The organism is Shewanella sp. MM_2022_3, from assembly GCF_022557375.1.
GTDB classification, from domain to species: Bacteria; Pseudomonadota; Gammaproteobacteria; order Enterobacterales; family Shewanellaceae; genus Shewanella; species Shewanella xiamenensis.
Map to the genome: position 1 here is coordinate 1 of NZ_JAKZGV010000079.1, position 10762 is coordinate 10762.

8 protein-coding genes and 3 pseudogenes are annotated in these 10762 nt (G+C 39.4%); 1 reads left to right on the forward strand and 10 read right to left on the reverse strand.

Annotated elements, in window-relative coordinates:
- On the forward strand, positions 1-217 hold a 217-nt coding region (locus MMG82_RS20700), incomplete at its 5' end, for an Hpt domain-containing protein (protein WP_241407361.1).
- A 36-nt stretch (positions 218-253) separates the two neighbouring features.
- On the opposite strand, the gene MMG82_RS20705 is transcribed toward MMG82_RS20700, so the two are convergent.
- The 10 genes and pseudogenes from MMG82_RS20705 to MMG82_RS20750 form a co-directional block, all read right to left on the reverse strand.
- Positions 254-1552: an ATP-binding protein gene (locus MMG82_RS20705; RefSeq protein ID WP_037419123.1), complete on the reverse strand. Its 1299-nt coding sequence runs from the start codon at positions 1550-1552 to the stop codon at positions 254-256.
- Positions 1553-1554: 2 nt separating this feature from the next.
- A complete protein-coding gene (locus tag MMG82_RS20710) occupies positions 1555-2127 on the reverse strand; it encodes a chemotaxis protein CheC (RefSeq protein ID WP_037419126.1) in 573 nt (190 codons plus the stop codon).
- Positions 2124-2489 (reverse strand): response regulator, encoded by a 366-nt coding sequence (locus MMG82_RS20715; RefSeq protein ID WP_037419128.1) that lies wholly within the window; start codon positions 2487-2489, stop codon positions 2124-2126. The genes MMG82_RS20710 and MMG82_RS20715 overlap by 4 nt, the downstream gene beginning before the upstream one ends.
- Positions 2490-3797: 1308 nt before the next feature.
- A pseudogene (locus MMG82_RS20720) lies at positions 3798-3960 on the reverse strand (integrase core domain-containing protein); the annotation flags it as partial.
- Positions 3961-4007: 47 nt separating this feature from the next.
- Positions 4008-4932, reverse strand: a pseudogene (locus MMG82_RS20725) (IS5 family transposase).
- 212 nt (positions 4933-5144) lie between these two features.
- Positions 5145-6068: an IS5 family transposase gene (locus MMG82_RS20730; protein ID WP_069453706.1), complete on the reverse strand. Its 924-nt coding sequence runs from the start codon at positions 6066-6068 to the stop codon at positions 5145-5147.
- A 74-nt stretch (positions 6069-6142) separates the two neighbouring features.
- Positions 6143-6847: pseudogene (locus MMG82_RS20735) on the reverse strand (IS5 family transposase); the annotation flags it as partial.
- Between the two features lie 245 nt (positions 6848-7092).
- Positions 7093-7662 carry a PepSY-associated TM helix domain-containing protein gene (locus MMG82_RS20740; protein WP_241407362.1) on the reverse strand — a complete coding sequence of 190 codons (570 nt, stop codon included), beginning with the start codon at positions 7660-7662 and terminating at the stop codon, positions 7093-7095.
- Positions 7655-8122 (reverse strand): DUF4920 domain-containing protein, encoded by a 468-nt coding sequence (locus MMG82_RS20745; RefSeq protein ID WP_241407363.1) that lies wholly within the window; start codon positions 8120-8122, stop codon positions 7655-7657. Before MMG82_RS20745 ends, MMG82_RS20740 begins: the two co-directional genes overlap by 8 nt.
- 54 nt (positions 8123-8176) lie before the next feature.
- Entirely contained in the window at positions 8177-10675 is a 2499-nt protein-coding gene (locus tag MMG82_RS20750; RefSeq protein ID WP_241407364.1) for a TonB-dependent receptor plug domain-containing protein, read from the reverse strand.
- Between the last annotated feature and the right edge of the window lie 87 nt (positions 10676-10762).

The window sequence follows — 10762 nt, forward strand, 5'->3', positions numbered from 1 at the left end:
TTTATTAAAGCAACTTATCAATGATGGAGAAGTAAAAAAGTTAGGACATGAATTACATAAGCTAAAAGGAACAAGTGCGTGTTTAGGGCTTAGCAATATATCGTCATGTGCGGCTCATCTCAATGTGAAACTAAAAAATCGAATGATAACCCTAGATGAAATCAACGAATTGTCAACCGCTATAACGGATGCACTTTTAGCTGAAAATGAAAAATAATAGGATATAATATCAATGATAACACATGAGTCAGACCTAACACTCAAAAACATCAGCAGGAGTTAAGATTGGTAATATCACAGTGAAAGAAGTGCCCACACCTAAAGTAGAAGTGACTTTAATCTCACCTTTATGCTTTTGAACTATACTGTAGGATAATGATAAACCAAGCCCTGTGCCTGTTCCGACAGGTTTGGTGGTGTAAAAAGGTTCAAATATTTTACGTATATCTTGTGCTGCAATACCAGAACCAGTATCACGAATAACAATCATAAATTCTGATTCTGTCGCACTTACATCGATAGATATTTCACCTCTTTCCTCTATAGCTTGCGCAGCATTAACTAACAAATTAAGGAATACTTGATTAAGCTGCATTGGCTGACAATATAGCTCTGGCAAATTATCCTGGAAATTACGAAGAACAACAGCTTTATATTTAATTTGGTTAGCAGCAATTTTTAATGTATTTTCAATACCCTCTATTACATTAGCATATTGCCATTCACTACTATCTACATGAGAAAAAGACTTGAGGCTTTTCACTATTACGGCAACGCGATCTAATCCCTCAATCGATTCATTGATTAAATCAGGTAAATCTGAGCATATAAATTCAAACTGATGCCGCTTCAGCATATCTTGTTCAAGTGCAAAATAAGGCGGAGACCCAATCTTATGTACTAGTTTTTGATAAAAGCTAAGTAATTTTAATAACTTATCATTATAATCTTGTAAGCTTTGTAAATTTGAATTCACAAAACCAATTGGATTATTAATTTCATGAGCAACACCTGCAGCTAACTGCCCAATTGCGGCCATTTTTTCAGATTGTAATAATTGATTCTGAGCAGCCTCTAGTTTTTTATTGAGAAGACTCAGTGCAGTATGCTCTTGTTCCAATTGTTCAGAAAGGCATTTTTGTGCTTGGTAATAACTTGCAAGCTCAGTTACATCTTGCACAATTAAACAAACTGTTTTCACTTGATTATTTTCTATATCGAGCGGGAAAAACTCAATATTTTGGTACATAGCAGTCTCTTCACCTGTAATAGGCCGACTGCTACTAAAGTCAAATACATGTGGACGATGTTCCCAATATGAGAAACTGGCATTATTAAGCACAAAAACGCTATTAATTTTTTTCTGAAGAAATTTTGCGGCATCAGGGAATAACGCGAGTAAGTTATTTTCGTGTGTAACTGACTTATTATCGGTTGACAATCTATCGGTAAAAAATTCATTCCAGTAAATAATTTGATAAAACTCATCAACCACACAAATTCCAAGTGGTAAGCGTGAAGTAAGCTTCTGCAATAGCTGTGACTGACTCATAATTACTCCAGCAGCTGCTGTAGTTTCGCTAATAAAGTTTGAACTGATGCCTCTTCCAAACAGATCACAACTTTTGAGTCAAACTGACTCACTTCCACTTTAAACTCAACCTCCATCATTAAAGTACTTGCCCATCTATAGTGGTAATGCTGACTAGCCGCATTGTACATTGTCGGCATACTTAACTTTGCGTTTAATGAAAGTTGCTCAGCAAATCCGGTTAAACATGCACCAGCTAAAATATTGGCAAGTTCTAACAACAATTCATTTAACCGGTCTTGAGTAAGTGGCAGTTCATACTCCATTAATGTACCAATCGCATCGCAGCCCTGCTTAGATAGCGTTGAAATAACTTCACCTTTAATACTGCCTAAAAATGATTGGCGTGTGTACCACATTGCCTCGTCCGATAGCATAGAGACAAATTGTTCAGGAGTAACATCACTGATTTTAGGAATTGATAGTGTAATTTTCGCTTCGATTAAACGAGCAAGTGAATTAGCTGCTTGCCCCATAGAAATATTCATCAATTCCTGGAGCGCGTCTCGCTGTTCTTCAGATAGCAACATATTCATATTAGCCCCACATCGAAAAGTGCTTCTCTTAACTGTGCGGGTTGTAACGGTTTTTGTAAGAAACGAAAAGCACCTAGGGAATCAACTAACAATTTAGCTTCTGGCTGTATATCTGCACTTATCACAATCACAACCGTCTTTGATTGTTGTTCATGAAGACATTTAAGTACTCCAAATCCATCAAGTTCAGGCATGGTCAGGTCAAGAAATAGTACCTCAGCCTTACCTGAATTAGCTGCTTCTAGGGCCTCTTTTCCATTGCACGCTTCAGTGATCTCAACATCCCAGTCCTCCGGTAAAGCTCGTCTTACCGCTTTTCTGGACATTAAAGAATCATCAGCAATTGTGACAGGTATTGGCATAGCATCACCTCATGAGTGTCTCATCTGTCTTATATTAGTCGTTATTCACTATGCGTCAATGTTAAGCGCTAATAATAAGAATCTTAGTAGAACCTTCAGCACAATGATTTTCTAGATAAGGTTCAACTTAAAAAATAACTCATGCCAAAACAACAAACTAGTAAAACTATTCCACCGTCTTGATTGTATTCCAGTTGCTTTCAGGATGAAAATTTAGCTAAACACTAAATTGAAGCTTTGGCCAGGCTAAAAGAAATAGATAAACAGCTGGTTTTAAATGAATGCGAGTAGCAATATTGGGATAAAACCACATAGCCAATATGACCAGTTTATTTGAGATATTAGGGCGCGTTGGCAACGTTTCAGAGTGGTTTGTTGCAGCAGTTTGGCTGGTTGTGCGAGGCAAAGTCCGTACTGCATAGTTAAGCTACATAAAACTAAGATAACTCAGCAGAAATATCAGCCAAATACTGCCCGAAGAGTTCATTCTGGCAAGACTTTTCTCTTTACTTTCAGTGATTAGAGACGCTGGTAATTTGAGTAAAATAACGACCCATATTTACTCGCTTCGCGAGCAGCACTTGCTCAAACGAACAAAATTGAATCTTAAAATATCAACATTCTTTAGACGGTAGCCACTAGTGGTTTACTGATATCGCAAATGAAAAAGCCTCATCAAATGATGAGGCTTTTTCCTATTTGGCGGAGCGGACGGGACTCGAACCCGCGACCCCCGGCGTGACAGGCCGTGCAGATATGGATTTTAGTGCGTTACCTCTTTTGCCTAAATTGTTGTCAATTGATTTAATTAGCATTATTCGAATGACAATCGGACTAAACATTAACGACTATTAACAACAACTTGGTGGTCACGGTCACGAAAACCAGCCTTTCAACTGATCAACATTTGATCAGTTCTGAAGCTAAAAAGATGAGTATTACATATCCTGCAGTTAGGAGTGTATTCGTGACCGTGTCTCCGAAATCGGTAAAAATAAAGTCGTAGGAGTAAAGCATCTCGATATCTCCCATCATCCTCGATAACAACCTACTGCCGATTCAATATGCTCAACTTGAAGTAAGAGTAATCATCCTATTTTTAATGGACGTTAGACGTAGAAGATTACGGGCTTTGTTTCCTAAAAGCACAAATATCTACAGAGTACTTCCTGAGCGGCCAGCATGGCGTTTAAAACCCTTGTTTCATCGTCAGTCGTTTATCTGTAATCAGAATATTATTTTGATTTAAACCCAAAAAACATTGGATTTCACTATTAGGAAACAAAGTCAAGATTACGTTATTAAAGCCTATTTATATTTCAATGGTATTCCACCAATTGTTTTTTTTGGTCGTTCATTATTCCCATAATGTCGCATGCTCTTGTACCTCGGCAATACTGCTGAATAAATATTGGTTTAGCCACTCGTAGCGCACTGTACGGTTATATCGCTCAACATATGCATGGCTTTGTTTCCTAAATCGAGTCAGCGAACAAAACTCTCATCATTGTTCAAATATCAAGCTATATAGTGAGTTTCAGGCATACCTAGCCCAGTAAGTTTGTTCAAAGCCATAATCATCGCGTAAGCTTCTCCCACCTGAGCGTTATAATTCCGCATGCTCAACGTGCCTCCTAGCAGTTGTTTTATCCTGTACATCGCGGTTTATGAGATTGAGCGGCGATGATAACAATACCGTTTTTTCCACTGCTTATTTGAGCCATGAAGTTGTTGCCAACTGACGGCTAAGTTACGTGGATGTCCTGGTTCCCAGAGTGCAGCACCTTCCCTCGGTGGGGTCAGCACTAAAGCGCGTTTTCGACGAACGGCATCATGACAGGCTCTCGTGTCTTAAGCACAATCACCTAAGATATTGCGGATTTTTCGATGGGTTTGTTTGAGCAAATCCGGCATGACTTCAGCGTCGGTCACATTTGATAAGCTGAGTTCTATACCTATGATCTCGTGAGTATGTGTATCAACGGCAATATGCAGTTTACGACACACTCGGTGCTTTCCATCTGTGCCATATTTCTTCACTTTCCACTCACCTTCGCCATAGACTTTCAAGCCTGTCGAGTCGATAGCTAAGTGCTCAATGGCGCCGCGAGTCTTGGTTTTAAAAGCAATATGGACCGTTTTCGCGCGTTTACTGATACAGGGGTAATGCGGGAAAGAAAATGGGATATCACCCAGTTTAAACACCTAATTAATGAAGCCCTGTAAGGCTCTCAGTGGCATAGAGAAAACACGCTTAACCATCAACGCAGTGGTAATGGCTAAGTCGTTAAATAATTGAGGGCGACCTTTCTTGGGCGGCTCAGACCTTGGCTTTCAACTTACCAATTGCATCCTCATCAATCCAGAAGGTAAGTGAACCGCGGTTGATTAAGGCTTGGTTGTATTGCTTCCGGTTGGTTGTTTTATAGCGAGATTTTGACACGGTTGATGGGTAACTTGATAGGCAATGCCGAACAGATCAGCGGCTACGGTTTTAGTTCTACCAATTTAGGAAACAAAGCCGCCCCCCCCTAGTTGACACACGACAGGGGCTTAAAATTCAAATCTGCTTGAAATTTCATAGGAATTATCCTAAAAGTGGCTTTGTTTCCTAAATCGATTCAGCGAACAAAGCCCCTCATAATCGTCTAAATATCAAGCTACATAGTGGGTTTCAGGCATACCTAGCCCAGTAAGTTTGTTCAAAGCCCTAATCATCGCGTAAGCTTCTCCCACCTGAGCGTTATAATTCCGCATGCTCAACGTGCCTCCTAGCAGTTGTTTTATCCTGTACATAGCGGTTTCTGAGATTGAGCGGCGATGATAACCATATCGTTTTTTCCATTGCTTATTTGAGCCATGAAGCTGTTGCCAACTGACGGCTAAGTTTCGTGGATGCCCTTGTTCCCATAGCGCAGCACCTTCCCTCGGTGGAATGAGTACTAAAGCGCGTTTTCTACGAACCGCATCGTGACAGGCTCTTGTGTCGTAAGCACCATCACCTGAAATATTTCGGATTTTTCGATGGGTTTGCTTGAGCAAATTCGGCATAACTTCAGCATCAGTGACGCCGGATAAACTCAGTTCTGCTGCAATAATTTCATGGCTATGGGTATCGACGGCGATATGCAGCTTACGCCACACGCGGCGCTTGCCATCTGTGCCATGTTTCTTCACTTTCCACTCACCTTCGCCATAAACCTTCAAGCCTGTCGAATCGATAGCCAAGTGCTCAATGGTGCCACGCGTCTTGGTTTTAAAAGCAATCTTGACGGCTTTCGCTCGTTTGCTGATACAAGTGTAATGTGGGCACGAAAGCGGAATATCAGCCAGTTTAAACACCGAGTTGATAAAGCCTTGTAACGCTCGCAGTGGCATAGAGAAAACACGTTTAACCATTAGTGCGGTGGTAATGGCTAAGTCGCTAAATACGTGTGGGCGACCTTTCCTTGGTTGCTCAGCCTTAGCTTTCCACTGGGCGATAGCGTCCTCATCAATCCAGAAGGTAAGTGAGCCACGATTAATTAAGGCTTGATTGTATTGCTTCCAGTTAGTTGTTTTATAGCGAGGTTTTGACACGATTGATGGGTGAGTTGATAGGCTATGCCGATCAGATCACCTGCTATGGTTTTAGTTCAACTGATTTAGGAAACAAAGCCTTTTTTCCACTGCTTATTTGAGCCATGAAGTTGTTGCCAACTGACGGCTAAGTTACGTGGATGTCCTGGTTCCCAGAGTGCAGCACCTTCCCTCGGTGGGGTCAGCACTAAAGCGCGTTTTCGACGAACGGCATCATGACAAGCTATTGTGTCACAAGCACAATCACCTAAGATATTGCGGATTTTTCGATGGTTTTGCTTAAGTAAATTAGGCATCACTTCAGCATCTGTGACACCTGATAAACTGAGTTCTGCGGCAATATGCAGTTTACGCCACACTCGGCGCTTCCCATCTATGCCATGTTTCTTCACTTTCCACTCACCTACGCCATAGACTTGCAAGCCTAGCGAGTCGATAGCTCATACGAGTCTTGGTTTTAAAAGCAATATTGACCGTTTTCGTGCGTTTACTGATGCAGGTGTAATGCGCGCAAGATAATGGGATGCCACCCTGTTTAAATACCGAATTGATGAAGCCCCGTAAGGCTCTTAGCGACATAGAGAATACACGCTTAACATCAACGCTGTGGTAATGGCTAAGTCGCTAAACACACGAGGACGACCTTTCATGGGCTGCTCAACCTTCGCTTTCCACTTAGCAATTGAATCCTCATCAATCCAGAAGGTAAGTGAACCGCGGTTGATTAAGGCTTGGTTGTATTGCTTCCAGTTGGTTGTTTTATAGCGAGGCTTTGACACGGTTGATGGGTAAGTTGATAGGCAATGCCGATCAGATCAGCGGCTACGGTTTTAGTTCAACCAATTTAGGAAACAAAGCCGCTAAAACACTCGAAAATTGCACTTTAACTATTATTAAAGTGCAAATCACTTCTATGACCAATTTTTAGACAATTACAAACCAAACATTTATGAGTCCACTCAAAATACAGAACATAAAATAATCAGTCTGCTGAGATTAAGAGGTCAATTAAAGATACCTATTTTTATAATATAAAAATAAATAAACATGGCAGCAATAAACCTAACAGCAACCATATAGATTTACTTCGCCATGGACTATTCTTACCCTTAACCATAAACAATGACGACAAAGCTAAAAATAATAGCATCGCTGCGTAGATATCTGAGAATATCACCCAATACTTATGCCCTTGATTTAAATGCAACTTATTGAATGCTTGCAGTACATATCGAGGTGAAATTTGCTCTACAGTTAATTCGTTACTAGCTATATCTAAAGTAAGGTTTGAACCATCTTTAAGGAAAAGTCGATATTGTTGCGGCGAGCTCCAATATCCACTTTTAAAAGGTTGTTCTAGCTTAGCTTGCTCAACTAGTTTGGTATTAAGTTCTATGTCATTAAAAGTTGACCATTGAAAGTCCGGAACCTTGATTACATTGCGTTCGATACTGTAATTTGAATTCCATTCATGTATATGGTTAACAGCAATGCCAGAGACCGCAAATACAATTGTTAAACCGACACAAAAATAACCAATGTCACGGTGTAAAGCTCGGTTCAACTTAAACCAATTGAAACCTGAGCTATTCAAGGATCTTCACTCCTGCTGGTGTCAATTCGTAAAAATTAATTGGTTCAGTCACAGATGCAGGATCAAATGAATTCCCTTCAACTTTTGCCTGCTCAGCAAGCCAGCCTCGGGTCTCTTCTAGCGTCAATGGAACTGCCTTTAAAGACCCAGTAACAATAGCATTGCTACCTCGAGCGCTAATAGGGAAAACCATTTCACCATCGGGAACCTTAATATAAAGCTCTTGGAATTTTTGATCGGAGGCAACGGTCATCCAGCACCCGCGCTTTTCACAAACATTTGTGACCATTCCTCTGATCGTTACTTGCTTACCAAGATATGATTCCGGCTTTGCTAAGATAGTTGAAACTTTGGACACATTTTTTTCATCAATTGCTGATCCAAAGGTCATTGGTTTAGCTTGCACAGTATTTGACAAGATAATGGTTAGTAATGTGCCGATAAATAGTTTTTTTAGCATTTGTTATCTCTTTCATTGTTATTAGTCATGTACAAATATTAAAATTTCTTGTTCTTAATAATCATATTTTAGATAAACCCAATAACTGCGCCCCTCTTGATAAGGTGCTGTTGAAGAAGAATTAGTATGAGGTAAATCATTGAGTAAATTAATAAATTTCACGTCAACTCTTGCCCAATTACCCGCAATCTGCATTAAACGTATACTGGTATTAAAATCTATCGAAGTGAAAGCTTTACGATCTGCACGTTCATAAATATCATAGGTATTCGCATCTATGGTGATATTTTCTCCAGTATCGGATATTGACGTGTATTTACCTCGATAATTAAGTTTCATTGAAGTACTAAGACGCTCATCGATCCAATCTGTTGACCAAGAAATAACCCCCTTAATTGGTGCAGCATAATTTTGTGCACCCTCAATATCATTTAACTCAGTCTCAGTGATGATCTGTCCTTGATAGTATAGATAACTCGTACTTTCTTTACTTGGATCTACAATACTGTCATAGCTTGTTGCATTGCCGAGCGTTTTTGTTTCTGACCAATTAATATTAGCATTGAAATAGTGATCTTGATAACGACCACTCCACTCAAGTGCTATACCACGATAATTAGTTTCTCCTTTATTACTAAGAACATAGTAACTGCTCACTTTAGGTGCTCCATCAATAGGTTCTGGAGCCGTAATTTTTTCTCGGGTAAATATATCACGATTCCAACGATAGACGGCTTTTAGACGAACGCTACCATCTAATGGTGTAGGTAATGTAATCGCGCTGGTTAATTCATCGCTGTGAGGCGTGTTTAAATTAGATTCACCATAATCAGTACTTCGAGTACGGCTATTTTCATACCAGTCACCAACTGTACCGTTAGCATCAATTTTCCGATATTGCATAATATCATCAGGCATTTGAGAGCGAATAGCGTAAGCAAGCATATTATTACTGTAATAACGATTAGCTCCAAAGGTTAAAAACATCTGATCATAAAACTCCCAATTAGCAGTAAAACGTGGCGAAATATTATGATTTTTCAAAAAGTCTTCATAATCATACCGTAATCCACCACGTAAATTGACACTACCAAACTGACGTTGGTACTCGGTCCAAACAGCCAAGGTGTTAAGATCAACTTCAGCATCATAAGCTTCATAAACAGAGCGGCGATTCAAAATTGCCACTCCCTCTTTACATGCATCATCACCTTCGCTGCATATAAATTTGTTAGCTCCACCAGGGACACTTTTTAGATAATTATAGCTGTACCCATCTTCATCACGTACTTTGCTTGCCTCAATACGAGTCAGATCTGAACCAAAATTAAAATCCCCATTCCACAGTGGAAGATGACCTGTAAAACTAGCAGTATAATCTTCTTGCTTTTGGTCTAAATTGCCATAACTCCCATCTGTACAAGTGGTTCTGGAGCACCAATCCGCATAGCTACTCGGCCAAACGTAATTATATGCTCCCGCTTTTCGACTTGTATCTGATAGTGTATAAGCAAACTTTGTTTCCCAATCAAATATTCCATTTATACCATTTAATTTAAAATAACTCGATAAACCTGTTGATTCACTATCAACATGAGAGTTAGTCGCATTAGTTCGGTCATAACCACTGGTATAAGGGCTATAGACAATTTGTGCTTCTGCGTCTAAATTTTCAGAAAACTGATAGGTGCTTTTTAGTAAGAAGTTCTCAGAGAGATCGCTATTAGTAAATTGTCTACCGCCATAGGCTTCATCCATATCATAGTCTACTTCAGATTCAGAACGACTATAGCTGAACAATGTTTTTAATTTTTCAGATATTGGTATATCCACTGCGACAGAAGTGTTGTATTTAACAAATTCAGGTGGTGGATTATTTTTTGTATCATCCTCAAATTCATCAGCATGAATATAATTTTTCATGCTGTCATTTTGCAACCCAGCTGAAAAACTTACTGCAAACTCATCTTTAGGCTTGCGCAGCTTCATATTCACTGCTCCGCCCACAAAATTGCCATATTTTGCAGAAACGTTTGAATCAAAAACTTCGATACTATCCAATAGTGATGGATCAACATATAACGTTTGTGCTGTTTGGCCAGCTACATTATAAACACTATCAGGATTTGTATTAACCACATCCATCACAGAATTTGTTCCAATTCCATCTATCATGATGTTATTATCATAATAATTACCTCCTGCAATGGAGAAATTGGATGGACGAATAGATTGTTCATTAGCTTGATTAACCTGATGACTTCCTACATCCATCTGCACAAAAGGTAAAACTTTCAACAATTCTGATGTATCAATTCCTCCAGCAGAAACCTTATTTATGCCCTTAGCATTTATTACACTTAGACCAGAATTATCAGGATCAAATGTTTCATATGCTACTGCAGCTTTACTGTTATTATCGCTTGTAGAAGTCTCAGTTGCTGATTTATTCGCAATATCTACTTCCCCTAAATCTACAGGAGTTTCTGCAGCACCAGCTACCATTGAGATAAAACTGCTGCCGATTAAACAGCTTTTTGATAATAATTTCATCAGATTGGATCCTACTTACCCACATATTGATAATTGAATTAGAAATCGAACAATTATGTTATTTTTACCTACTTTAATTATTAGCCG

What these genes read in the sequence shown, in the direction of transcription:
- MMG82_RS20715 (WP_037419128.1), bottom strand. Translation starts at nt 2,489, where the DNA reads ATGCCAATACCTGTCACAATTGCTGATGATTCTTTAATGTCCAGAAAA.
- MMG82_RS20750 (WP_241407364.1), bottom strand. Translation starts at nt 10,675, where the DNA reads ATGAAATTATTATCAAAAAGCTGTTTAATCGGCAGCAGTTTTATCTCA.
- MMG82_RS20705 (WP_037419123.1), bottom strand. Translation starts at nt 1,552, where the DNA reads ATGAGTCAGTCACAGCTATTGCAGAAGCTTACTTCACGCTTACCACTT.
- MMG82_RS20710 (WP_037419126.1), bottom strand. Translation starts at nt 2,127, where the DNA reads ATGAATATGTTGCTATCTGAAGAACAGCGAGACGCGCTCCAGGAATTG.
- MMG82_RS20745 (WP_241407363.1), bottom strand. Translation starts at nt 8,122, where the DNA reads ATGCTAAAAAAACTATTTATCGGCACATTACTAACCATTATCTTGTCA.